This window comes from Kitasatospora sp. NPDC033851 (assembly GCF_055576085.1).
This window is the reverse complement of sequence record NZ_JBVIRL010000019.1, coordinates 176,005-200,346: the sequence shown is the minus strand read 5'-3', so window position 1 is coordinate 200,346 and position 24,342 is coordinate 176,005. Positions and strand designations below refer to the sequence as shown.

Annotated in this window: 19 protein-coding genes and 1 tRNA gene; 12 read left to right on the top strand and 8 right to left on the bottom strand. The window is 73.8% G+C overall.

Going from position 1 to position 24,342, the window contains the following annotated elements:
* Positions 1–109: 109 nt before the first annotated feature.
* From ACZ51D_RS30775 to ACZ51D_RS30725, 11 genes are all read left to right on the top strand, one after another.
* Positions 110–319: a hypothetical protein gene (locus tag ACZ51D_RS30775; RefSeq protein ID WP_465664059.1), complete on the top strand. Its 210-nt coding sequence runs from the start codon at positions 110–112 to the stop codon at positions 317–319.
* Between the two features lie 14 nt (positions 320–333).
* Positions 334–573: a hypothetical protein gene (locus tag ACZ51D_RS30770; RefSeq protein ID WP_465664058.1), complete on the top strand. Its 240-nt coding sequence runs from the start codon at positions 334–336 to the stop codon at positions 571–573.
* Between the two features lie 91 nt (positions 574–664).
* Positions 665–2,356, top strand: coding sequence for a hypothetical protein (locus tag ACZ51D_RS30765; RefSeq protein WP_465664057.1), 1,692 nt, complete (start codon positions 665–667; stop codon positions 2,354–2,356).
* A gap of 92 nt (positions 2,357–2,448) precedes the next feature.
* Positions 2,449–4,563 carry a hypothetical protein gene (locus ACZ51D_RS30760; protein WP_465664056.1) on the top strand — a complete coding sequence of 705 codons (2,115 nt, stop codon included), beginning with the start codon at positions 2,449–2,451 and terminating at the stop codon, positions 4,561–4,563.
* A gap of 229 nt (positions 4,564–4,792) precedes the next feature.
* Entirely contained in the window at positions 4,793–4,981 is a 189-nt protein-coding gene (locus tag ACZ51D_RS30755; RefSeq protein WP_465664054.1) for a hypothetical protein, read from the top strand.
* Positions 4,982–5,019: 38 nt separating this feature from the next.
* On the top strand, positions 5,020–5,448 hold the full coding sequence (locus tag ACZ51D_RS30750; RefSeq protein ID WP_465664052.1) for a hypothetical protein: 429 nt from the start codon (positions 5,020–5,022) through the stop codon (positions 5,446–5,448).
* A gap of 15 nt (positions 5,449–5,463) precedes the next feature.
* Positions 5,464–5,742: a hypothetical protein gene (locus ACZ51D_RS30745; RefSeq protein WP_465664051.1), complete on the top strand. Its 279-nt coding sequence runs from the start codon at positions 5,464–5,466 to the stop codon at positions 5,740–5,742.
* A gap of 135 nt (positions 5,743–5,877) precedes the next feature.
* On the top strand, positions 5,878–6,240 hold the full coding sequence (locus ACZ51D_RS30740; protein ID WP_465664050.1) for a hypothetical protein: 363 nt from the start codon (positions 5,878–5,880) through the stop codon (positions 6,238–6,240).
* 3 nt (positions 6,241–6,243) lie between these two features.
* The gene (locus tag ACZ51D_RS30735) at positions 6,244–7,383 is read left to right on the top strand and encodes a bifunctional DNA primase/polymerase (RefSeq protein WP_465664049.1); all 1,140 of its coding nucleotides are present in this window, start codon (positions 6,244–6,246) and stop codon (positions 7,381–7,383) included.
* 180 nt (positions 7,384–7,563) lie between these two features.
* Positions 7,564–8,847: a DUF3631 domain-containing protein gene (locus ACZ51D_RS30730; RefSeq protein WP_465664047.1), complete on the top strand. Its 1,284-nt coding sequence runs from the start codon at positions 7,564–7,566 to the stop codon at positions 8,845–8,847.
* A gap of 544 nt (positions 8,848–9,391) precedes the next feature.
* Positions 9,392–10,900: a LacI family DNA-binding transcriptional regulator gene (locus tag ACZ51D_RS30725; protein WP_465664046.1), complete on the top strand. Its 1,509-nt coding sequence runs from the start codon at positions 9,392–9,394 to the stop codon at positions 10,898–10,900.
* A gap of 118 nt (positions 10,901–11,018) precedes the next feature.
* Here ACZ51D_RS30725 and ACZ51D_RS30720 read toward each other — a convergent pair.
* The 7 genes from ACZ51D_RS30720 to ACZ51D_RS30690 all read right to left on the bottom strand — a co-directional run bounded on the left by ACZ51D_RS30720 (position 11,019) and on the right by ACZ51D_RS30690 (position 21,491).
* Positions 11,019–11,092 (bottom strand) — tRNA-Pro (locus tag ACZ51D_RS30720).
* A gap of 100 nt (positions 11,093–11,192) precedes the next feature.
* Positions 11,193–12,137 (bottom strand): metallophosphoesterase, encoded by a 945-nt coding sequence (locus ACZ51D_RS30715; protein ID WP_465622745.1) that lies wholly within the window; start codon positions 12,135–12,137, stop codon positions 11,193–11,195.
* On the bottom strand, positions 12,137–12,856 hold the full coding sequence (locus ACZ51D_RS30710) for a CGNR zinc finger domain-containing protein (RefSeq protein ID WP_465664044.1): 720 nt from the start codon (positions 12,854–12,856) through the stop codon (positions 12,137–12,139). Before ACZ51D_RS30710 ends, ACZ51D_RS30715 begins: the two co-directional genes overlap by 1 nt.
* A 162-nt stretch (positions 12,857–13,018) precedes the next feature.
* Entirely contained in the window at positions 13,019–13,390 is a 372-nt protein-coding gene (panD, locus tag ACZ51D_RS30705; RefSeq protein ID WP_189913070.1) for an aspartate 1-decarboxylase, read from the bottom strand.
* 100 nt (positions 13,391–13,490) lie between these two features.
* Positions 13,491–14,750, bottom strand: coding sequence for a beta-ketoacyl-[acyl-carrier-protein] synthase family protein (locus ACZ51D_RS30700; RefSeq protein ID WP_465664043.1), 1,260 nt, complete (start codon positions 14,748–14,750; stop codon positions 13,491–13,493).
* Positions 14,747–14,965: an MbtH family protein gene (locus tag ACZ51D_RS30695; protein ID WP_465622739.1), complete on the bottom strand. Its 219-nt coding sequence runs from the start codon at positions 14,963–14,965 to the stop codon at positions 14,747–14,749. The genes ACZ51D_RS30700 and ACZ51D_RS30695 overlap by 4 nt, the downstream gene beginning before the upstream one ends.
* A gap of 58 nt (positions 14,966–15,023) precedes the next feature.
* A complete protein-coding gene (locus tag ACZ51D_RS30690) occupies positions 15,024–21,491 on the bottom strand; it encodes an amino acid adenylation domain-containing protein (RefSeq protein WP_465664041.1) in 6,468 nt (2,155 codons plus the stop codon).
* A 553-nt stretch (positions 21,492–22,044) separates the two neighbouring features.
* On the opposite strand from ACZ51D_RS30690, the gene ACZ51D_RS30685 reads away from it, so the two are divergent.
* Positions 22,045–22,437: a hypothetical protein gene (locus ACZ51D_RS30685; RefSeq protein WP_465664039.1), complete on the top strand. Its 393-nt coding sequence runs from the start codon at positions 22,045–22,047 to the stop codon at positions 22,435–22,437.
* 32 nt (positions 22,438–22,469) lie between these two features.
* Here ACZ51D_RS30685 and ACZ51D_RS30680 read toward each other — a convergent pair whose 3' ends face one another.
* Positions 22,470–24,089: an AMP-binding protein gene (locus tag ACZ51D_RS30680; protein ID WP_465664038.1), complete on the bottom strand. Its 1,620-nt coding sequence runs from the start codon at positions 24,087–24,089 to the stop codon at positions 22,470–22,472.
* Positions 24,090–24,342 lie beyond the last annotated feature (253 nt).

The window sequence follows — 24,342 nt, the reverse complement described above, 5'->3', positions numbered from 1 at the left end:
CTCAAGACCCGCACCCTCTACGACGAGGCGACCGCCTGGTCACACCACGCCCAACCCATTGCCGCTTGACACCCAACGACATGGGGTGTCTGACCCGAGGGAGAACCCGATGAGCACCGACCGCATCCCGGCCCCGCAACCGGAGTTCGAGCAGACCCGCGTCGTGGACGTCTTCCCCCTCCACGGCTTCACCTGCGCCCACACCAGCAACGACGACGGCACCGCCCACTGGTGGCACCTCTTCACCGCCGCCGGCCGCTCGCTCGGCGCCACCAACCGCCCCGAGCTGCTCGGCTCCCTCATCCAGCAGACCCACTGACCACCGGAGGAACCGTGTCCGACACCACCACCGCCGTCCTGGCCGCCGAGCCCACCCACACCTGGCTGATCACCCTGCAGTACCAGGTGCCCAACGGCTACGCCGTCGTCACCCACAACGGCACCCTGACCGTCGCCCCCGGCAGCAACCGCGAGCGCGCCTACCTGGACATCCGGGAGTGGCTGACCCAGCAGAGGCCCGACATGGCCCGCGCGAACGTCCTGTTCTTCTCGCTGGAGCCCTACCGACTCTGACCAGCCGTAACGGCCCGGAACCGCCGCCTCGCCTGCAAGCTGTCGGCGGTTCCGGGCTCTCCGTCCTCCGCAGAGAACCGGAGTGTCCATCATGTCCGAACCGGTCGCCTCGACGCTGGTCGAGGTCGTTCCCGCGCCCCAGAACCAGCCACCGCCCGCCCCGAAGACCCCACCCCCGCCGGCCGCGCCGCGGTCGGGTGCGATGCCGGGTGTCCCGCTGGCGGTGGCCGTTGCCAACGCTGTCGGCACCGTCGGTGCCGGCGCCGCGTCCCTCGGCGGGGGCGCCGCCACGCTCGCCGTGGTCGGTGCCGCCGCCGGTGCCGCCGCCCTCGGTGGCCTGGCCCGCAAGGGCACCCGCCACCGCCACACCTCCAACCCCCGCATCCCTGCCCACGCGGGCGCTCCCGCGCGCCGGACGGCGGGCGGGGGTGGCCTCTTCGCCCCGACCACCGGCACCGGCGGCCGGAGCCCCGCGACCAACTCCGGCGTGGGGCAGGCCCGTTCCGCACCCGGCACTGGCACCTCCAGCCGGCCCGGGTCTGGTCCGGCTGGCCGCGGGGCCGTGTCGACTGTCCCGTCCCACCACACCACCGACCTGAAGGGACGATCCGGCATGCCGCGAACGGCCGGAACCATGCCCCCCGCCGCCCAGCACAACACCCGCACCGCCCGGTCCGACAGCGCCCCCCGGCAGGCCGGGCGGCCCGAGCCGGCCGGCCGGGGTAGCGGGCACTACCGGCCGTCCGCTGCTGTCCGCACCCTCGCCCGGGCCGCCGCCCGCCTGCCCGGTGTCCAGGACCGCACCCCGGAGCGGGCCGGGCAGCGAGCCGCGGCGCGGGATCAGCGCCTGGCCCGGGTCGCCGAACGCACCGCCCGCCGCGTCGCCAAGGGCCAGACCAAGGCCCTGCAGGCCGCCGGGATCGACCCGGCCACCGGAGCCGGTGCCCGGCCGAAAAGCCCCGCCGCCGGGCGGGGGCAGATCACCCCGGTGCAGGCCAAGGCGCTGAAGCGCTCGGCCGCGCGCCACCGTGCCCGGATGGGCGGCGCCGCGCTCGCGACCGGCCTGGTCGGCCTCGGCTCGGCCCTGGTCGGCAACTGGCGCCACAAAGGCAAGGTCGCCGGCCACATGCGCCGGATCTGGCAGCGCATGGCCGCCCGAGCCCGCACGGTGCGCGAGGCCCGGGACGCCGCGATCCTCGGCCACGGCGACCCCACCACCGACCCCACCACCGGGGCGGCAGGTGTGCCGGTCCCCGCCGAGACCGTCAACATCCCCGGCCGCCCCACCCCCGGCACCGACCCGGCCGGCGCCGACAGCCCCGTGTTCGAGCTCTTCGGCCGCCCCTGCCGCCCCGACACCACCCCTGCTGTCGAACCGATCACCCTCGGCAAGCCCACCGTGAAGGAGAACCCCGTGACCACGCCCATCGACGGCACCGCCGCCACGTTCAGCCTCACCTCCGCCGCCGACGTCCTCCTCCAGGCCGCGACCACCTTCGACCCCGAGACGATGATCGAGTTCGGGGCGTTCGCCGACGAGCTGCCCGTCGCCTACGGCACCCTCCAGGAGGTCCTGCGGGTCCTCGCCGAGAAGGCCGCCGAACAGCTGCCGCTGGACCCGGTCGTGGTCGAGGAGATCAGCCAGGGCTACCAGGCCATGGGCCGCGTCGTCACCGCGCTGGAGGAGGTCGCCCCGACCTTCCGGCAGGCCCACGCCGAGGACCTGGAGCGCCACGAGAACCCGCGCAACGGCCTGGAGGCCGAGCGGAAGTGGAACGTCTGACCCACCGTCGCATCCCCAGCACCCACACCCCCAGCCGGGCCGTCCACACCCTGTGGACGGCCCGGCCCCCTTTCCCGGCTGGAGACCGCACCATGACCAAGAACACCAAGAACCAGAACGGCCCGCGTCTGGACTGGAACGCCGGGCACGGTCTGCTGACCGGCACCCTCAACGCCACCGCCGGCGCCCTGTCCACGACCGCGCTCGGCCACGCCACCGACATGCCCGCCGGATGGGCGCTCGCCGCCGGCGCCGCCGGCGCCCTCGGCACCATCGGCGCAGGCCTGCGCAAGCGCCTGACCGGCGCCACCCTGGCGTTCCGCGGCACGTGCTGGATGGCCGCCGGCGGCTGGTCGTCGTGGGCGCTCGCCCACGGCGGCCCGTGGCAGTGGCCCGAGCTGGGATCGCTGGCCGTCGCCGGGATCGCGGCCGGCACCCTCGGCGCCGCGTTCGCCGCCCACGAGGAGGTAGAGCAGGCCAAGCGCGCGCACCTGCTGCTGATCGGCGCCCGCCGACAGCTCGCCGCCGCCTGGACCGACCGCATCAAGCGGGTCTGCAACGTCGAGGTCACCGTGCTCGGCATCGAGCACTGGCCCTCCGGCGCCGGATACACCCTCGAACTGGAACTGCCCGAGGGCGGGACCACCCGCCGCGCCATCGCGGACCGGGCCGAGGGTCTGGGAACGGACCTCGACCTGCCCGACGGCTGCGGCCTCCAGGTCATGCCCGGCATCTCCCGCAGGCGCGTCCTCATCCAGGTCACCACCAAGGTCCTCACCGACCAACTCCTCTTCCCCGTCGAGGAGATGGAGGAGACCACCACGGTCAACAACCCGATCCCGGTCGCGCTGCTGTCCGACGGCGCGCGAGCGGAGATGGACCTGCGGCAGGCCTCCACGATCGTCACCGGCCCCACCGGCACCGGCAAGACCAACTGGCTGCACAGCCTGATCGCGAGGCTGAACCAGACGAACGACGTGCTGGTGTGGGTGATCGACCTCAACGGCGGCTCCATCGGCCTGCCCTGGCTCAACGCCTGGCGAGACGCCCAGATCGGACGCGAAGGCTCCCGGTGGGCCGGGGTGGACATCCCCGTGCCGGGCGTGGACTGGGTCGCCTCCACCGTGGAGGAGGCCAAGCGCATGCTGGCCGCCGCCGTCCGCATCGCCAAGGCCCGCAAGGTCGCCTACCAGGACGCCATGCGCGACGCCAACGACGACAAGCTCCCGGTCTCCCCGAAGATCCCCGAGATCGTCATCATCACCGACGAGGGCGCCGAAGCCGCCGCCACCCGCGAAGCCCGCGCCGTGCTCGCCGGGATCTCCGAAGTCGTCCGCATCGCCCGCGCCATGGCCATCCGCGCCGTGCTCTCCGTCCTGCGCGTCACCCAGGACGTCATGCCCGACCCGCTCGTCCGCAAGATGGCCTCCAACCGCCTCGCCACCGGCGCCCTGGAGGACTCCGAACTCGGGCACCTCTTCGGGTGGCGCGCGCTACGGGCCGAGGACTCGTTCTCCGGGCCCGGGTCGGTACTGGTCGGCACCGAGGGCAAGCAGCCCGCCAAGGCCCGCCAGCCGCGCATCACCCCCGACATGATCGAGGAGATCAGCGCGCTCACCGCCCGCCGCCGCCCCAACCTCGACGCCCCCTCCCTGGAGGCCGCGGGCACCGACTACACCGACCGCTGGACCATGGAACGCTGCGGCCACCTCTGGGCCACCACCGAGCCCGTCCCCGCCGGAACCGCGCCGAGTGCTCCGACAGGTCCGGCATCGGACGGCCTGATCGGAACGGTGCGCGGCGGCAAGAACCCGGCCCGGGACTGGAAGGTCACCGCCGGGTGGGACAAGCCCGCCGACCCGGACGACGAGCTGGAATCGATCTGGCTGCTGCCCTCCGCCACCAAGGACGCCCCCACCCCGGACGGCACCGACTGGGCCGACCCCTCCACGTGGACCACCGGCCGCGAGGAGGTCGCACCCGATACCCCGGACGCGAAGGACGCCGCACTCGCGCTGCTGCGCGACGCCGGCCCCGACGGCACCGGCGCCTCCGCCATGGAGAAGGTGTTGCAGCCCCAGTTCGGCACCCGCCGCCAGGCCATCGCCGGATGGCTCAAGGCCTGGGCCGAGTCGGGCGAAGCGGTGCGCGTCGGTGAAGGCAGCAAGGCCCGCTATGTCCACCGCGACCACGCGCCCGGGGCGTGAGCCCACCCCTGTCCTGTCGCCTGTCGCCACCCCCGGCAAAGGGTGTCATTCGTCTGTCGCGCGGCCTGCATCCCTCCTCTGACCTGCGGACGACAGGCGACAGGACAGGCGACAGGACAGGCCCGCGACAGGACAGGCGACAGGCCGCACGACAGGCGTACCACCCCGCCCCGGGCACCTGCCCGGGGCGGGTCCCCACACCCGCCGACAGCTCCCGGAAGGCCCCGCCGTGATCGTCTCGCTCAGCATCACCGTCGTCTTCGCGATCCTCTCCGCCGTCCTCATCAGGGGCCGGCGCGTCTCCCTGCCCACCGCCGCCGTGCTCTGGCTCAGCGGCTTCACCGTCGCCTCCACCGGACTCGCCGACCCGGTGAACACCTTCCTCACCGCGCTCACCCGGATCGTCTCCGGCCACTGACCACCCGCCTCTGAACGAACCCCGACGGGAGAAGCACCGTGGACCACAACCCGTATCCGCAGCCCGCCCCGGTGCTCTACACCGCCGAGGGCCAACCCCTGTACGCCACCGCCCCCCTCGCCGCCCCACCCGCCGTCTACCAGGCCCCGCCGCAGCCCGCCCCCACCTACGCCTACCCGGCCATGCCGTACCAGCCCACCGTCGTCATCCCGGGCGGCACCCCGGCCGCGCCGCCCGCCCGCGACCCCTGGCCCGCCCGGCTCGCCGCCGGTGGCATCGGCCTCGGCGCCGCCGGACTCGGCATCGGCTACGCCCTCCAGGCCGTGGCCGCCGCCGGCAGCAGCCTCGGCGGACTCGCCGCCATCGGCGCCGGCGCCTACTGCCTCGCCAAGACCCGCGGCTCCGGCAGTGGGGGCGGGCAGGGCGCCGTGAACGTGAACGTCACCGTCTCCAATCGCAACCGCTGACCTGGAGGAACCCGCATGTCCCGCCTGCGTCTGCAGTACGCCCCCTGGCCCCGACCCGCGATCCACCTGGCCGACACCCCCAACCCGCGCTGCCCCTGCTGCAAGGGCGCCGGCGGCTGGGCCGAGCACTACGGCGACTACGACACCGGCGAGTACGCCGGCACCGAGTACATCCACTGCACCTGCTGGGACCCCGACCGCACCCGCCGCCTGCTGCCTGTCCCGCACTGGATTGCCCGCCGCCTCGACCGCACCGACCGGACCGCGGGCTACTCGACGGAGCCGCCGTTCTAGTCGCACCCGGACGTTCTGCCCGACCGGCCGCACCAGCCGGACCACCGCCGCAGCCAGCGGCGGTGGTCCGGCTGGTGCGGGGGACGGACAGCCCGATCCCCCGATCCCCGATCGCCCGATTGCCCGGAGGCCCGCTTGCCCGAGATCACCCTGACCCGCACCGCCCCCCAGACCTACGAGGTCACCTACTGCGGTACCAGCTACCTCCTGATCAAGCGCCCCGGCCGGGCCGACGACAAGGGCCGCATCGGCCGGATGGCCTGGCGCCTGTACCCCCTGCCGGCCGCCCCGGGCGTGCTGGAGCCCGCCATCGCCTACCTCGGCACCCGCCTCGACCACGCCCAGCGACTCGCCCTGCTTGTCCTGGAGGGCTGGCGCTTCTACTCCCGCACCGCCTCCGCGCCCGGCGGGGAGATCTGGCGCCACACCGACGGCACCACCCGCCCCCTGACCAACCTGCTCACCGGCGCCCACCGCGACATCGCCGCCGGGGACTGACCGATGGCGGGCGCCTTCCTCGACTGGCACGACGCCCGCCACTACGACCGCACCGGCGACCGCCCGTGCCGCTGGTGCGGTCGCCCCACCCCGCTCAGGGACGAACAGCGCAGACCCGCGCACAAGGTCTGCGCCGAACATCAGCACAGCCCCGCCAGCGACCCGCCCGCTCTAGCCCCCGTCGCGGGCGGGCAGCTCGCCCAACCACCCGATCAGGAGGAGTCCTTGGCCAACTGGGACCGCGCCTACTCCGCCGCGCACTTCGCCGTCGAACGCGGCCTGCACGTCTTCCCCCTCGCCCGCTCCAAGAAGCCCGCGATCCCGAGCCCGCACCCGCCCGGCCCCGAGCGCGACCAGTGCCGCGCCGCCTGCGGCCGGTTCGGGCACGGCGTCCACGACGCCACCACCGACCACCAGCAGCTCGACGCCATGTTCCACGCCGCGCGGTGGGCCACCGGCTACGGCATCGCCTGCGGCCGGGCCCCGAACCACCTCATCGGCCTCGACCTCGACCGGAAGAACGGCCTTGACGGCGTCGCCGACCTCGACCGCCTCGCCGCCGAACACGGCTTCACCGTCCCGGCAACGGCCACCGTCGCCACCCCCACCGGGGGCCTGCACCTGTGGCTGGCCGCACCGATCGATGCCGTCTTCCCCAACTCCGCGCACATGGTCGCTCCCGGGATCGACGTGCGCGGCCCCGCCGGCTACCTCGTCGGCCCCGGCTCCCTCGGCCACGCCGGGCACTACGCCTTCGCCCCCGGCACCAACCCGACCACGATCGCCCCCTGTCCGGCTGAACTACTCGCCCTGCTCACCCCGCCACCTGCACAGGCCGTGCCGGTTGTGGACGCGGCCGGGCTGCGGGAGCGGATCCACAAGCAGGACGCCTACGTGCAAGCGGCCCTCGACCGCGAGGCCGCCACCGTGCGCGCCCAGACCTACCCGGGCCGGGCCAAGCGGCTGTTCGCCTCCGCCGCCGCCCTCGGCCGCCACCTACCCACCGGTGTCCTCGACGAGGCCCTCGCCTTCGACACGCTCCTGGACGCCGGAATGGCCACCGGCCTCACCCGGACCGAGTGCGAGCACACCATCCGCCGCGGCCTCGCCCGAGGCGCTGGCGCCCTCCGACCTGTCGCCTAACAGCCCACCAAGTGCCGCGCGGGGCCGGAGAAGCGCTTCTCCGGCCCCCGCCCTCCCGAACGCCTGCCCAACCGCTACGCCCCTGCCCACCGGACCTAACCGAGCATGCCGAAGCGGGCCGCCCTCTCAGCAAAGACCGCGGCCCGCTCCCATCCAGCCCTACAGACCGGAGACCCCAGCATGACCGATCCCACCCCGCCCGTCACCACCACGACCGAGGACGGTGCCGCCCTGCTCGACGAGGTCGAGCGGCACCACCGCCGCTTCAACATCCTCCCCAGCGAGGCCGCCTACGTCGCGCTGGTGCTGTGGGGCGCCCACACCCACTTCATGGACTGCTTCGAGACCACCCCCCGCCTGGCTCTCCTCTCCCCGGAGCCCCAGAGCGGCAAGACCCGGGTCCTGGAAATCGCCCAGACCCTCACGCCCAACCCGCTGGTCACCAATGACATCAGCGCCAGCGCGCTGTTCCGCTCCATCTCCGGCGATGCCGACGGCCGCCCCACGATCCTGTGGGACGAGGTCGACACCGTCTTCGGCCCCAAGGCTGCCGGAGCCGAAGACCTGCGCGGCCTCATCAACTCCGGCTACCGCCGCACTGGTGGCGTCACCCGCAGCGTCCGCGAGGGCGACAACCACAAGGTGGTCAAGTTCCCCGTCTACGCCGCCCTCGCCCTCGCCGGCCTCGGCGATCTGCCCGACACGATCATGGGCCGCTCCATTGTCATCCGGATGCGCCGCCGGGCCCCCAACGAGCGGGTTGAGCCGTTCCGCCAGCGCATCCACGAGCCCGAGGGCCACGCCCTTCGAGACCGCCTCGCGGCCTGGGCCGATTCGGTGCGCGACCAGGTCGACGGCGCGTGGCCCGAGATCCCCGAGGGCGTCTCCGACCGCCCCGCCGACGTCTGGGAACCCCTGCTCGCCGTCGCCGACGCCGCCGGCGGGCACTGGCCCAAGCGCGCCCGCGCCGCCTGCGTCACGATGGTCAAAGCCGCCCAGGACGACGACAGCGGATCCCTCGGGATCCGGCTGCTGACCGACCTGCGAACCATCTTCGACGGCGCCGAACGCATGCTCAGCAGCACCCTCGTGGAGAAGCTCAACGAGCTGGACGACGCGCCGTGGGCCGACATCGACGGCCGGGCGTTCACCACCCGCGCGCTGTCCCAGATGCTCGGCGAGTACGTCACCGCCGCCGGCAAGCCGATCCGTCCCCGCAACATCAAGACCGGCCCGAAGAAGGTCCTCAAGGGCTACTACGCCGAGGACCTCACCGACGCGTGGCTGCGCTACTGCCCGCCCGTGCCCGAGGAATCCGCTACCGCCGCTACCGCCGCTACCGCCGCTACCGCCGCTACCGCGCAGGTCAGGACCCTCTTCCCGGTAGCGGGAGAGGTAGCGGTAGCGGCTACCGGCCCGACCCCCGCCCGCGAATCCCAAGCCGACCTCACCACCGTCGGTTGATCCGCCCTATCCGCTACCGCTACCACATCCGCTACCTCCACACCCCCTCTGACCAGCGGGGTAGCGGAGTAGCGGCGGTAGCGGCACCTGGAGACACGGGGGCGGGGGTGCCCGCTCGCGCGCCAAATGCACCGATCATCGAGAGAGGGGCGACCTTGAACCAGACTCGGAGCGACCTGCCCATCCTCTTCCGGCCGTCCGATGTCGCCAAAACGCTCGGTATGTCGGAGTGGTGGGTGAAGGACCAGGCTCGGAAGGGGCGAATCCCGTACACGAAGCCGGGCCGCGCTTACCGCTTCACCGCCGATCAAGTCGCCGAGATCGTCAGCATCTTCGAGAGCCGCCCCACCGAGGGAAGCGGCGCCATGGCCTCGGCTCCACCACTAGCGCGCCGCCAAGCGCCTGCAGCGGCGCCGTCCGTCACCAGGCTCACGGCCCGGACCCCGCGCCGGGTTCAGCGCAGACAGTCACAGGCGAGCGCAGCCTGATCTCCATGTGCCGCCCGGCGTTGGCCGGGCGGCACATCCGTTGTGAGGAGCACAAGTTGGGTTACGGCGAGAACCTCGGTGGCTACTGGCGAGGCCGGTACAAGGTCGCGCCAGGCAAGTACGCCACCGTGCGCGACGCCCAGGGCGAGGCTATTCGCTTCCGCACCAAAGCAGCGGCGAAGAAGGCTGCGGACGCCGAAGAGGCGAAGCTGTTGGCGGGCCTGAAGAAGGTGGACCCGGAGCGGATCACGTTCGGCGCCTACGTGAGCCGCTGGTACGAGGCGCAGGACTTGGCGGCGTCCACGATGCAGAACTACCGGCGGCACATTGAGGAGCACTTGCTCCCCGCCTTCGAGGACTTCGCCATTGTGGACATCCTGAGCACGGACATCGCGGCGTGGGAGAAGCGCGAGCGCGCGGTGCCGTACGCGGCTTCCAGCGTGAAGACGTGGAGGGCGACGCTGCACTTGATCCTGGCTGACGCCGTTGACGAGGGCCTGCGCGACTCCAACCCGGCGACCAAACGGCGGGGTCGGGGAAAGCGCGCCGGCCGCTCGCGGAACCGCGGCCCAGAGAAGGCCGTGACGACGGCGCTCGGCATTCTGCTGCTCGCCGAGCGGGCCGCGCTGCTGTCCGGCCGCGATGACGAGTTCGTCGGCGTGGTGCTCAAGGGGTTCACGGGCATGCGGTGGGGTGAGGTCGTGGGACTGGAGACAGAGTTCGTCCGGCCCGGCAGCGTCAGGGTGGAATGGCAGCTCTATGAGCTGGACACGGGCGAGCTGCACCGCTGCCCGCCCAAGGACGACTCCTACCGGGACATCGACACGCCCGACTGGCTGTCCGGTTTGGTGGCTGGCCACATCACCCGGACCGCACGGAAGCCATGCGAGTGCCACGGGCTGACCTACGTCTTCACTGGTCACGGCACCGCCAATGGCTCCGCGAGCCGTCCGGGGGCGAAGTTGGTCGACGTCGCCCGCCGCTCGGGCGTCTCTACCGGCACTGTGTCCAACGTCCTGAACCGCCCGCACGCCGTGGCGGACCCGACCCGGCTCAAGGTCCAGGCGGCCATCAGCGAACTCGGTTATGTCCGCAACGCGGCGGCGGGGGAACTAGCGGCACACTGGCGGCGCTCCGGTTTCGCCACGTGGCTGTTCCAGCCGGCCGCGACCGGCAAGTACCCGAAGCGCGGACAGCACGAGGAGCACCCGGTCCCGGTGGTTGCCGAGCCGTGGCCGGGGATTCCCGCGCGGGGCCGTGGTGCCTCGCGTCGCGCGGAGGCGTGCTGGCTACCGATCGCACCGGGGCTGACTCCGCACGGCCTGCGGCACACCCACAAGACCCTGATGCGGGAGGTCGGCACTCCGCCCAAGCTCATGGACGAGCGGATGGGGCATGAGGACGGCTCGGTGCAGTCTCGCTACGACCACATCACCCCGGGGATGCGGCGCACGCTCATGGCCGCGCTCACCGAGATGTGGGAGGAGGCGCTGGAGAACCGCCGCGCGATGAGCCCCGGGTCGCCGGTGGCAGTCCTGGATGCGCTGCTGCGGGGCCGGGGGTAGGGGCGGCTCTGGAGAAGAATTCCAAGATCTTCTCCAGGATTTCTCCAGAGCGGTCCCTGAGAACCAGTCAGGGCCGGTCTCCCTTACGGGAGACCGGCCCTGAGCTGGTCTTACTGGGTCGGGGTGGCGGGATTTGAACCCACGGCCTCTTCGTCCCGAACGAAGCGCGCTACCAAGCTGCGCCACACCCCGGTCCTGCGGTTTGTTGCTCTGTCTCCGTCGCAACGAGTAGAACTCTACCGGACGCTCGCCGAGACACGAAATCCGGTTTCGGGCGGGCGTCCGGTGGGGGTCAGCGGGGGGTCGGGGTGAGGGTGAGGAGGGTGGCTTCGGGGGGGCAGGCGAAGCGGACGGGGGTGTAGCGGTTGGTGCCGCAGCCGGCGGAGACGTGGAGGTGGGAGCGGTGGCCGCCGGCGGTGTGGGTGGAGAGGCCCTTCACACGGCGGGTGTCGATGTCGCAGTTGGTGACGAGGGCGCCGTAGAAGGGGATGCAGAGCTGGCCGCCGTGGGTGTGGCCGGCCAGGATCAGCGGGTAGCGGTCGGCGGTGAAGGCGTCGAGGACGCGCAGGTAGGGCGCGTGGACGACGGCGAGGGAGAGGTCGGCGTCGGCGGAGGGGCCGCCGGTCACCTCGCTGTAGCGGTCGCGGCGGATGTGCGGGTCGTCGAGGCCGGTGAACTCGATGTCGAGGCCGTTCACGGGGAGGCGGCCGCGGGTGTTGGTGAGGTTGAGCCAGCCGGCCGCGTCGAAGCCGTCGCGGAGCTTCTCCCACGGGTTGTGGACGGCGCCGCTGATACCGCGGCTGGCGGTGCCGTCCGGGTTGTTCATGCCGTGGACGCCGCTGCGCATGGCCTGGAGGTAGCGCGCCGGGTTCTTGCGGGCCGGGCCGTAGTAGTCGTTGGAGCCGAAGACGTAGACGCCGGGGAACTCCATGAGCGGCCCGAGCGCGTCGAGGGCGGCGGGGACGCCGAGCGGGTCGGAGAGGTTGTCGCCGGTGTTGACCACGAGGTCGGGGCGCAGGCCGGCCAGGCTCTGCAGCCAGCGCTGCTTCTTGCCCTGGCCGCTCACCATGTGGATGTCGGACACCTGAAGGATCCGGATGGGCCGGGCACCGCGGGGGAGGACGGGGACCTCGACCCGGCGGAGGCGGAAGGCCCGGACCTCGTAGCCGGCGGAGTAGGCGAGGCAGGCGGCGCCGGCGGCGGCGAAGCCGAGGGGGACGGAGTACAGCGGTCGCATCAGCCCATGCTCTCAGACGGTCGATCAGCTGGTGAACGCCCGGCGGCGGGGGAGGGGAAGGAGGAGGAGGCGGCGGCCGGGGCGGGGAACGGCGGGGGCGGTGCCCCGGTATCGCGGCGGGCGCGCAGGGCGCGGACCTTGTGGCGGTTGCCGCAGCGTTCCATCGAGCACCAGCGGCGCCGGCCGGGCCGTGAGGTGTCGACGAAGATCAGTCGGCAGTTGTGCGCGCCGCACTCGCGGATCCGGTCCGCGTGCGGGCCGGTGAGCAGGGTGATGGCGTCCCGGGCGAGGGTGGAGACCAGCTGGGCGCCGTCGGCGGGCAGTGGGGCGGCGGCGGTGCCGTCGGGGGCTATCCGGGGGACCAGCGGGGGGTGCTCGGCGGCCCGGTTGAGCGCGGCGTAGTCCTCGGCCGGGCCCGGCTCGCCGTGGGCGCGGGCGGCGGTGAGGCGCCAGAGCGCGTCGCGCAGGGTGCGGGCGGCGGCGAGCTCGGGGGCGGTGATCCGGACGGCGTCGGCGGGCAGCCGCAGGCGGGACTGGGGGAGCCAGGCGGCGAGGTCGGCCGGCTGGTGCAGGACCTCGTAGCGGGCGTACGGGCCGGGGCCGCCGGTGGTGAGGAGTTCGAGGCAGAGGGCGCCGGGGTCGAAGGGGAAGCGGCTGCCTGTGGGGGTGGTGAGGACCAGCCCGGGTGGGGTGGGGTTCCGGTCGTTCCCGTCGGTCATGGGGCCAGGATAGGTGTAACCGGGTTGAGGGGTTACGGCCCGGAAGGGGTCTTGAAGGAGCGCTGGAGCTTGAAGGAGCCCTGGAGCTTGAAGGAGCCCTGGAGGGGGCGAACGGCGGGTGCCCGCCGCGCACAAGGCGGCGGGCACCGGGGGAGTCGACGGTCAGGACGCCGGGTCGACGCCGACCTTCACGACCGCGTTGGCCTTGTCCACGAAGACGACGGCCGGCTTGAGGTCGGCGGCCTCGTCGTTCTCGACCGAGGCGTAGGCGATGATGATCACGGTGTCGCCCGGGTGGACCAGGCGGGCCGCGGCACCGTTGATGCAGACCACGCCCGAGCCGCGCTCGCCCTCGATGACGTAGGTCTCCAGGCGGGCGCCGTTGTCGACGTCGACGACGTGGACCAGCTCGCCGGGCAGCAGGTCGGCGTTCTCCATCAGGACCGGGTCCAGGGTCAGCGAGCCGACGTAGTGCAGCTCGGCCTGGGTGACGGTGGCGCGGTGGATCTTCGACTTCAGCATGGTGCGTCGCACGTTCTCGACCTCACAGGTGTGGATTTCGACAGGGCACTACGGAAGTACGGCGGTACGGCGGTACGGCGCTTCGGAAGCGGAACGGAAACGAGGAAGCGGTTCAGCGGGCGAAGGCGAGCGACATGTTGTGCCCGCCGAAGCCCGAGGCGTTGCAGAGGACGGCGGCGGGGCCGGCGGGCAGTTCGCGCGGGGTGTCGCGGACCACGTCCAGTCCGAGGCCCTCCTCCGGGTTCTCCAGGTTGACGGTGGGCGGGACGACGCCGTCGGACAGGGACAGGACGGCCGCGACCGCCGCGAGCCCGCCGGCGGCGCCCAGCAGGTGGCCGGTCATCGACTTGATCGCCGAGACCGGGACGGCGCCCGGCCCGAACACCGTGCGCAGCGCCGCGGCCTCGGCCGCGTCGCCGGCCGGGGTGGAGGTGGCGTGCGCCTGGACGTGCCGGACCTCGGCCGGGTCGAGCCGGGCGTCGGCCAGGGCCCGGCGCAGTGCGGCGGCCAGGCCGCGGCCGTCCGGGCGCGGGCCGGTGGGGTGGTGGGCCTCGGAGGCCAGGCCGGCGCCCGCGAGGACGCAGTACCGGTGTGCCCCGCGGGCCCGGGCGTGGCGCTCGCTCTCCAGCACCAGGACCCCCGCGCCCTCACCGAGGACGAAGCCGTCCCGGTCCCGGTCGAACGGCCGGGAGGCGCGGTGCGGCTCGGCGTGGCGGCCGGAGAGTGCGCGCATGGCGGCGAACGCGGCGGCGACCAGCGGGTGGACGCCCGCGTCTGCGCCGCCCGCCACGACGACGTCGGCGCGGCCGAGCCGGATCAGGTCCAGCGCGGTGGCGATGGCGTCGGCGCCGGCCGCGCAGGCGGTGGCCGGGGCCGACGCCTGCGCCTGGGCGTTGACGTCGAGGGCGGCCAGTGCGGCGGTGTGGTTGCCCATCAGCATCGCCACGGCGTGCGGCGACACCCGGCGTGCCCCGCGGGTGCGCAGTTCCTCGTGGTTGTTCACGACGGTGTGCACGCCACCGATGCCGGTGCCGAGCACCACGGCGACCCGTTCCGGGTCCGGGGTGTCGGGGGTGCCGGCCGGTCCGGTGTAGCCCGCGTTCGCCCAGGCTTCGCGGACGGCGGCGAGGCCGAAGGCGCCGACCCGGTCCACCCGGCGGGCGAGCACCCGGTCCAGCAGCTCCCCGGGTCCGGCCGCGGCCCGCGCCGCGATCCGGACCGGGAGCTCGGCCGCCCAGGGTTCGTCCAGGGCCGCAACGGCTCCGCGCCCGGCGAGCAGCGCCGACCAAGTGTCCTTGACCGTCGCTCCGAGGGGGGTGACCGCGCCGAGTCCGGTCACCACCACGGCTTCACCGCTGCGGTCGTCCGTCATGCCGGCTCGGACTCCATGGCGGCGACCAGGCTCTGCGGCCGGATGTCGGTCCAGTTGTGTTCGATGTAGTCCAGGGACTCCTGGCGCCCGGCCTTGTCGTGCGCCACCGTCCAGCCCGCCGGGACCTCGGCGAACGACGGCCAGAGGGAGTGCTGTCCCTCCTCGTTGCGCAGCACCAGGAACGTGCCGTCCGGGTTGTCGAACGGGTTCTGCATGACTCGTGCCTTTCGTCGCGGGGTGCTCGGTGGGTCTTGTCGGGTTCTGGGGGCGCGATCAGCGGGCGTCGGGGTCAGTGAAGCCGGGGGAGGTGGGGGATGCGGAGGAGGCGGTCGGGACGCACAGTGCGGCCAGCCGGCGCGGGGTGCGCTGCTGGAAGATCGTGCGGATGTCGACCGGGCGGCCGAACGTGGCCTCGATCCGGCCGGACAGGCGCAGCGCCGCGAGTGAGTCGCCGCCGCGGGCGAAGAAGTCGTCGTCCACGTCCAGGGGTTCGGTGCCGAGGGGTTCCGGCGCCGTGGACGAGCCGGACGAGCCGGACGAGCCGGACGTGCCGGACGTGCCGGACGTGCCGGACGTGCCGGACGTGCCGGACGTGCCGGAGGCAGCGCCGATGGCCTCGGCCGCCAGCACTGCCAGGGTGTCCCGGGCGGCTCGCAGGGCGTCGGAGTCCGGCAGCAGCTCGCCGACCTTCGCCGCGGGCCGCTGCGCGATCGCGTGGAGCAGTGCGACCAGCAGTTCGCCGGCCCGCTCGGCGAGCGCGGTCGGGACCAGCTCGGGCCGGTGGCTGAGCGCGAGGTGCAGCCGCTGCTCCGGGGTGACGGTCAGCCGGACCGGGTAGTGGTACGGGTCCTGGCCGTACGTGTCGGTGATCCGGAGGCCGCCGGAGGAACGCCCTGACGGGCCCTCCGAGCCTGCCGAGCCCGCCGGTCCGACCGCCTCCGAGCCTGCTGAGCCCGCCGGTCCGACCGCCGCCGAGCCCTCCGGCCCGACCGCCTCGGCGGCCGCGTAGTTCTCGAACACCAGGCAGCTGTCGAAGAGTTCGCGCTGCCCGGCGGCGCGCAGGATCTCGCCGAGCGACAGGTACCGGTGCGGGGCCAGTTCGGTCTGTTCCCGGTGGAGGTCCCGGAGCAGGGCGTCCAGTCCGGCGTCCGGGTCGAGCCGTACCCGGACGGGTGCGGTGTTGATGAGCAGGCCGACGAGGTCCTCGTGGCCGGGCAGTTCCGGCGTGCGGATCGACCCGGTGGCGCCGAAGACGGGCCGGCGGGCCCCGGTGAGCCGGTGCAGGGTGAGCGCCCAGGCCGCCTGGACGACGGTGTTGAGGGTGACGCCGTGGTCGCGGGCGGCCCGGCGGAGCGCCTCGGTGGTCTCCTCGGGGAGTTCGGCGGTGCGCCGCAGTGGCTGGGCGTGGACCCGCGCGGTGTCGCTGTCGGGTGCCAGCAGGGTCGGTTCGGCCCCGGACAGGGCCTTCTGCCAGGCGGCGCGGGAGGCCTCGCTGTCCTGCCGTTGCAGCCAGTCGAAGTGCCGGCGGTACGGGACGGTGTCGGGCAGGCCCGCGTCGTCGCCGCGGTGGCGGTACAGGTGGGCCAGGTCGCGGAGCAGGATCGCGCTGGACCGGCCGTCGACCAGGATGTGGTGGATCGTCAGCGCCAGCAGGTGGCGGCGCTTGCCGAGGCGCACCAGCAGGCCGCGGACCAGCGGGGAGCGGGCCGGGTCGAACGGTTCGCACCGTTCGTCGGCGAGCGCCTCCCGCTGCCGGGCCTCGTCGGCGCGGCGCAGGTCGAGTTCGCGCCAGGGCGCCTGGGCGCGCTGGTCCAGGACCTGGACGGGCTCGCCGGAGGGCAGCAGGCCGAACCGGGCGCGCAGGGCCTCGTGACGCCGCACCAGGGCCTGGAAGGCGGTGCGCATCCGGGCCGCGTCCAGCTCGCCGTCGAGTTCGAGAACGGTCTGGACGGTGTGCGGGTCGGGGGCGCCGTGTTCGTAGCGGGCGTGGAACAGCAGGCCCTGCTGGGTGGGGGTGAGCGGGAGGACGTCGGCGACCGGGCCGTCCTGGGCGAGGGCGTCCAGCTCGTCCTGGGTGATCCGGACCAGCGGTACGTCGGAGGGGGTGAGCCCGTGGGCCGCGGGCCGGCCGGCGAAGGCGGCCAGGGCGCGCAGCGCGGCCGTCCACTCCTCGGCGAGGGTCCGGACCTCGTGCTCGGCGAGCAGGCCGGGGGCCCAGGTCCAGGTGGCGGTCAGCCGCAGGCCGTTGCCGCCGTCCTCGGCCACCGCGTTGACCTCCAGCGGGTGGGCCATCGGCTGGTCGGGGTGGACGGGCGGGGCGGCGCTCTCGCCGGCCGGGCGCCAGTCCGCTTCGGGGCCGCCGGCGGTGAACCGGCCGAGGTAGTTGAAGGCGAGCTGCGGGTGGGGGAGGGCGCCGAGGGCGGCGCGGCCCTGCTCGTCCAGGTAGCGCAGCAGGCCGTAGCCGAGGCCGTGGTCGGGCACGCCGCGCAGCTGCTCCTTGACGAGCTTGAGGGCGCGGGCAACTGCGCCGTCGTCCAGTGCAGAGGTGCCCGGGGTGAGCAGGACGGGGTGCAGGGTGGTGAGCCAGCCGACCGTCCGGGTGAGGTCCAGGCCGTCGAGCTCCCGGCGGCCGTGGCCCTCGAGGTCGACCAGCAGTCCGCCGGTGCCGCGCGAGCGGGTGGCAGCGAGCGCCAGGGCGGTCAGCAGGACCTCGTCGGGGCCGGCCCGGAAGGCGGTGGGCAGGGTGGTGAGCAGGGCTTCGGTCTCGGCGGGGGTGAGTTCGACGGTCAGGCTCCGGGCGGTGCCGTGCACGTCGCGGGCCGGGTCGGCGGCGCGGTCGGTGAGCTGCGGACCGGCCTCGGCGAGGGTGCGCCGCCAGTGCTCCACCTGGGCTGCGACGTGGGGGCGTGCGGCGGCGTCGGCGAGGGTGTCGTACCAGCGCCGCAGGGAGGTCGGCACGGGGTCGAGCCGAGCGGGTTCGCCGGTGCCGGCGGCCAGCCAGGCGGCGTGCAGGTCGGGCAGCAGGACGCGCCAGGAGACGGCGTCCACGGCCAGGTGGTGGACGACGACGAGCAGGCGGCCGGAGGCGGTGCCGGCGTCGAACCAGACCGCCTGGAGCAGGTTTCCGGCGCGCGGGTCCAGCCGGCGGGCGGCTTCCTCCGCGTGCTCGGTGACGGCCGCGGCCAGGGCGTCGGGGTCGAGCCCGGTGACGTCGACCCGGCGGACGCCGTCGGAGGCGACGGGCGAGCCGACCGGCGGGACGGACAGCGACCAGTCCTCGGTCAGCCGCATGCGCAGCGCGCCGTGCCGGTCGAGGAGCGCCTGCACGGCGCCGGTCAGCTGCTCCAGGCCGAGCCCGGCCGGCACGGCGAGCAGCGTGGACTGGTTGAACGAGTCGACGGGGCCGCCGAGTTCGCGCAGCCGGTGGACGATGGGCGGCGCCGGGAAGTCGCCTGTGCCGTCGTCGTGGACGACCGGGGCCGCCGTTCCGGCGGCCGGGCCGGACAGGGTGGCGAGCGCGGCCGCCGTACGGTGTTCGAAGACCTGCTTGGCGGTGAGTTCGAGGCCCGCGCCGCGCGCCTTGGCGACCAGTTGCAGGGAGGTGATCGAGTCGCCGCCGAGCTCGAAGAAGCCGTCGTGGACGGAGCGCACGTCGCGGTTCAGCACCTCGCCGAACAGCTTGACCAGCAGTTTCTCGATCCGGCTGCGGGGCGGTCGGCCGGTGGCGCGGCCCTCGCCCTGGTCGGGGACGGGCGGCAGCGCGGCCCGGTCGAGCTTGCCGTTGGGCGTGAGCGGGATCTCCGGTACCGGGACGAAGGCGTCCGGCACCATGGCGGCGGGCAGCCGGGAGGCGACGTGCTCGCGCAGTTCCTCGGCCTCGGGCGTGCCGTCCAGGACGAGGTAGGCGACCAGCCGGTCGGCCTGCGGGCCGCTCTGGACGACGACCACGCAGTGCCGCACCGCCGGGTGCCGGCAGAGTTCCGCCTCGATCTCGGCGGGCTCGACCCGCTGGCCGCGGATCTTGACCTGGTCGTCGGCGCGGCCGAGGTAGACGAGTTCGCCGTCGGCGCCCCACTGGGCGACGTCGCCGGTGCGGTACATCCGCTCGCCGGGCGCGCCGAAGGGGTTGGCGACGAAGCGTTCGGCGGTCACGCTGGGTCGGCGGACGTAGCCGCGGGCCAGGCTCGGCCCGGCGATGTAGACCTCGCCCGGCACGCCGACCGGGACGGGGCGCAGCCAGGTGTCGAGGACGTGCATCGCGGCGCCCGGGATCGCCTTGCCGATCGGGACGGCGCCGATGGCGATCTCGTCGTCGGGCCCGCTGCGGAACTCCATGCAGCCGACGGTGGCCTCGGTCGGGCCGTACTCGTTGACGGCGGTGGCGGTCGGGTTGCCGGCCCGCCAGGCGCGCAGCATCGCGCCGGACAGCTGCTCCCCGCCGACCACCAGGTCACGGGTGGGCGAGAGCCAGGCGTGGGTGTCGGCGAGCAGCGGCATCTGGCTGGGCGTCACCTTGGCGAAGGCGGCCGGGCCGAGGCCGGTCGGCGCGGGATCGGTGAGTTCGGCCAGGTGCACCCGGCCGCCTGCGGTGAGGCCGCCCCAGACGCCGGTGACGGTGAAGTCGAAGGAGATCGGCGACTGCACGATCGCGGTCTCGGCCAGCCCCGGGTAGGTGTGCCGGGCGAACTCCAGGTAGACGCCGACGGAGCGGTGCTCGACCTGGACGCCCTTGGGGCGGCCGGTGGAGCCGGAGGTGTAGATCAGGTAGGCGCCGTTGCCTGGGCGCAGCGGGCGCACCCGCTCGGCGTCGGTGACGTTCCCGTCCGGGTGCGGCTCGGCCAGTAGATCGGCGGGCCGCAGGTCGGCGGGCCGCCGGTTGGCAGGTGGCAGGTCGGCGGGCAGCCGGTTGGCGGGCCGCAGCGGCTCGGCCGGGAGGTGGCCGGGGGCGCGGTCGGTGAGCACCGCGGCGGGCCGGGCGTCCTCGAGCATGAAGGCGACCCGTTCCGCCGGGAGCGCCGGGTCGATCGGCAGGTAGGCGGCGCCGGACTTCAGCACGCCGAGCAGCGCGACGACCAGCTCGGCGTCGTGCGGCAGCAGGACGGCGACCACGGACTCGGGGCCGATGCCGCGCGCGATCAGGGCGCGGGCGATCCTGTTGGCGGCCGCGTTGGCGTCCCGGTAGCTGAGCGCGCGGTGCCGGTCGGAGAGCGCGACGGCGTCCGGTGCCCGGTCGACCTGGGCCTCGAACAGGGCGGGCAGGGTGGTCTCGGGCGCGGGTCCGCGGGCCGGGACGCCGGGGACGGGCAGGGCGGCCCGGGCGGTGTCGTCGAGCAGGTCGAGGGCGACCACCGGGGTGTCCGGGGCGGTGGCCAGGGCGGTGAGCGCGGACTCCAGCCGACGCAGTACGCCGCGGGCCGTGTCGGCGTCGAACACCTCACGGCGGTGGGAGAGTTCGAGGATCAGCCGGTCGCCGGGGACGACCACCAGGCTGAGCGGGTAGTGGGTGGAGCCGCGGGCGCCGTTCGGGTCGGCGGCGACCAGGTCGTCGGCGAGCGGGGAGATCCGCAGGCCGGCCGGCGGCCGCGCGGTCCCGCCGTCGCCGCTGCCCCGGTCGGCGCCGTCGCCGCTGCCCGGGTCGGCGAGGGCCAGGAAGGTGTCGAAGAGGGTGCCGTGCCCGGCGGTCCGCTGGATCTCGGGCAGCGGGAGGTGGTGGTGGTCGGTGAGCGCGGTCTGCTCGCGCTGCACCCGGTCCAGGAGGGTGCGCAGCGGCTCGGCCGGGTCCAGGCGCACGCGTACCGGAACCGAGTTGATGAGCAGTCCGACCATCTCCTCGACCCGCGGGGCCGCGGCGGAGCGCACCGAGACGGTCTGCCCGAAGACGACGTCGGTCTTCCCGGTCAGCGAGGCGAGGGCGAGCGCCCAGGCGGTCTGGGCGACAGTGTTGAGGGTCAGACCGCGGGCACGGGCGGCGTCCCGGACGGCGGCGGTGAGCTCGGCGGAGAGCTCGGTGGTGACCAGGTCGGGGAGCTCCTCGGTGGCGCCGGTGTGCTCGGGGCCGGTCAGGGTGGGCGACTCGAGTCCGGCGAAGGCCTGCTGCCACGCCTGCCCGGACAGCTTGGTGTCGCGCTTGGCCAGCCAGGCCAGGTAGCCGGTGGCCGGGACGGTCTTCGGCAGGGCGGTGTCGTCGCCGCCGGCCGCGTAGATCGCCACCAGGTCGCGCAGCACGATCGACAACGACCATCCGTCGAGCAGGATGTGATGATGCGTCAGTAGCAGGACGTGCGACTCGGGGGCGGTCCGGACGATCGAGAAGCGGATCAGCGGCGGGGCGCCCAGGTCGAAGCCGCGCAGCCGCTCCTCGGTGAGGTGGCGGACCAGTTCGGCGTCCGTCCCAGCGGCCGGCTCCGTGCCCGTCCGGTCGGGCAGGTCGAGTCCGTCGGGCAGGTCGAGGCCGCCGGCCAGGTCGAGTTCGGTGATCGGCGCGGCGGCCTTGCGGTGCACCAGCTGGACGGTCTGCCCGTTCTTCCGCTGCTGGAAGGAGGTGCGCAGCGCGGCGTGCCGGCGGACCACGGCCTGGCAGGCGGCGCGCAGGCGGTCCCGGTCGAGCGGGCCGTCGAGGCGCAGTGCGGCCTGGCTGACGTACTCGTCGATGCCGTTGCCGAGCAGCGAGTGGAAGAACAGCCCCTCCTGCAGGGGCGCGAGCGGAAGGACCGCTTCCAGCGGTGAGTCGTGGGCAGGCACTGGGTGATCTCCAACCGGGGCGGGTTGCGGTCGCACGGTCCGCGGGCGACGTCCGGCACGGACCGGCCGGGATCGCCGGGGGGATGGGGACTGCAGGGCCGTCCGGCCGGCCCGCGTCGGCCATGCTTCCGGCTGCCGCGCGGCCCGGCCAGGCAAGTGCCCGGCAATCGAAATTGCATTCCAGCTGCCGATCGGGTGTAACGGTCTCCAGCCGGGGAATTCGGTTCTGCGGAGGCGCCCGATAGGCACCCGATAGGCACCCGATAGAACGCCGAATGGCGCCCGGGAGACGCCCGATTGACGTCCGAGTGGCGCCCGGAAGGCGTCCGAGAAACGCCCGAGAGACGTCCGAGAGGCGTCCCTATTCCACCGGCGGGGGCTGCAGTAGGGTGCCTCTGCGCCGTTCTGACGAGGCCGCGCCGTGCTCACGGCACCGGTGCTGACGCGGGCGCCTCACACACGATGGGATTTCCCCGTGAAAGACAACATGGTCGAAATTCTGACCGCTGCCGTTCTGGTGCTCGGACTTGTCCGCGAGTTCAGGGATCAGAGGTTGACTCTTGTCCCGTGGCTGCTTCCGGTGATTCCGATCGTGGTCGGAGCTCTCCAGGACGACCTGATCGATCACGACAGGAGCGGCGCCTCGATCGGGCTCGGCGCCGCGATCACCGGGGTGGGTCTGGTGCTGGGCGTGGCCTACGGCGCGCTGCTCCCGGTGGGCCGGGACGCCGCCGGGCACACCGTGTTCAGGGGCGGCCTGTACGCCCTGCTGGTCTGGGCGGGCCTGCTGGTGTCCCGGACGGCCTTCTACAAGGTCGGGCAGAACCAGGGCATCGAGACCGGGTTCGGCTTCCTGGCCATCTCGTTCGGCGCGATGCTCCTGGCGCGCACGCTGGTGGTGACCGTCCGGTCCCGGAAGCGCCTGCCTGCCGGCTCGGTGGCCTGACGTGGCGGGGCGGCGCTTCCGGGGTCGGCCGGTCAGGCCGGTGTCAGGCTCCGGATGTCGCCGCCCAGCTCGCCGGCGGTCAGCGCGGCCCACATCACCCGGCGGCGCGGCTTGCCGCTGGAGGTGACGGCGAGGCCGCCGCGCGGCACCTCGACGGCGAGCAGGTCGGCCTCGGTGCCCAGGGCTTCGGAGAGCACCGTGTGCGCGGCGGCCTGCCACTGCGGGTCCGGCTTCTCCAGGACGACCACGCCGGTCGCGCGGTCCTCGAGGTGCCCGAGCAGGACGGCCACCCGCCGTTGGGGGATGCCGAGTCCGTGCAGGCGGGCCTCCAGGCTCTCGGCGAAGACCATCTTGCCGCGGACCTTGACGCCGTCGCCGAGGCGGCCGACCACGTAGAGCTGGCCGTCGTGCAGGAAGCCGGCGTCGCCGGTGTGCAGCACCCCGCCGTCCAGCACCGTGCCGGAGGCCGTTCCGGCGGCGCCCTGGTAGCGGGTGCCGAGGGTGTTCCCGCTCACCAGCACCTCGCCGACGACGCGGTCCGGCACTTCGGTGCCCTCGTCGTCGACCACCGTGACCCGGACGCCGCGCAGCGGGCGGCCGCAGCCGACGAAGCGCCCGGCCTGGTCGCCTTCCAGGGTGACCTCGCTCCAGCCCTCGCCGATCGGCAGGCCGGTGACGGCCAGGGTGGCCTCCGCGCCGCCGTACGCGGGCAGCAGCGCGCGCCGGTCGAAGCCGTGCGGGCCGAGCAGCGCCTCGAAGCCTTCCAGCACCTGCGGGTCGATCCGCTCCGCGCCGAGGATCAGCGAGCGGAAGGACGAGAAGTCCAGGCCCTCCAGCTGGGCGGGCTTCACCCGGTGCAGGATGTACGCCAGGCCGAAGTTGGGCATGGCGGTCAGGCCGACCTTGTTGTCGCTGATGCAGCGCAGGTAGCGCAGCGGGGAGCGGATGAAGTCCTCCGGCTGCATCATCCAGCCGTCGCAGCTCATCGTCACGAAGTTGACCATGCAGCCGATCAGGCCCATGTCGTGGTGCACCGGCAGCCAGGAGGCGCCGGAGTACTCAGGGAACCACTCCAGCCAACGGTGCATGGCGTTCACGTCGTTGGTCAGCGCCTCGTGGCTCACCAGGACGCCGCGGGAGCGGCCGCTGGAGCCGGAGGTGAACTGCAGCAGCGCGAACTCGGCCGGGGGGTACGGTTTCGGGGCGGGCTCGACCTCGGCGATGAACGTGTCGAAGACCACCGGCTCGGGCAGGTCGAGTCCTTCGGTGACGGTGCGCACGGAGTTCTGCGACTCCTCGTCGCAGACGATCACCCGGGGCTGCGCGGTGTCGAAGAGGGCCCGCGCGTGCTCGGCGTACTCGCCGCCGCGCTGGAAGGCGAACGGCGGCGCGATCGAGCACGGCGTGCAGCCGGCCGCGATGGCGCCGAAGAACGTCGCCACGAAGCCGGGGCTGCAGCGCTGCACGACCGCCACCACGTCGCCGTCCTGCGCGCCGGCGGCGCGCAGCGCCTCGGCCGTGCGCAGCACCCTGTCGGCGAGTTCGGCGTAGCTGTGGAACTCCCAGGAGTCACCCGGACCGGCGAAGTGCAGGCCGCGCTCCTCCGAGGCCTCCTCGACCCAGTCCAGCAGGGCCCTGTCGGGGATGCTCATTGACCGATTCCTCCCAGATCCTTGCGTTCTTCGGAGCAACGTCGCTGCCGCCCAGGCCGCATCCTCCGGTTCGTACGGGCAGGTAGCCAGGAATCGAGCGGGCAACTCCGGTCCGGCGCACGGCCGGGACCAGCAAGGTCGATTGCCGGTCAGTTTCCTGGTCGGTTCTGTCCGCGCGCGCAAGCATCGGCGGCGAGAACCGTCAGTGCGGTCCCCGGTCGTCGGCCAGGGCGCCGCCCGCGCCGCCGGCCGA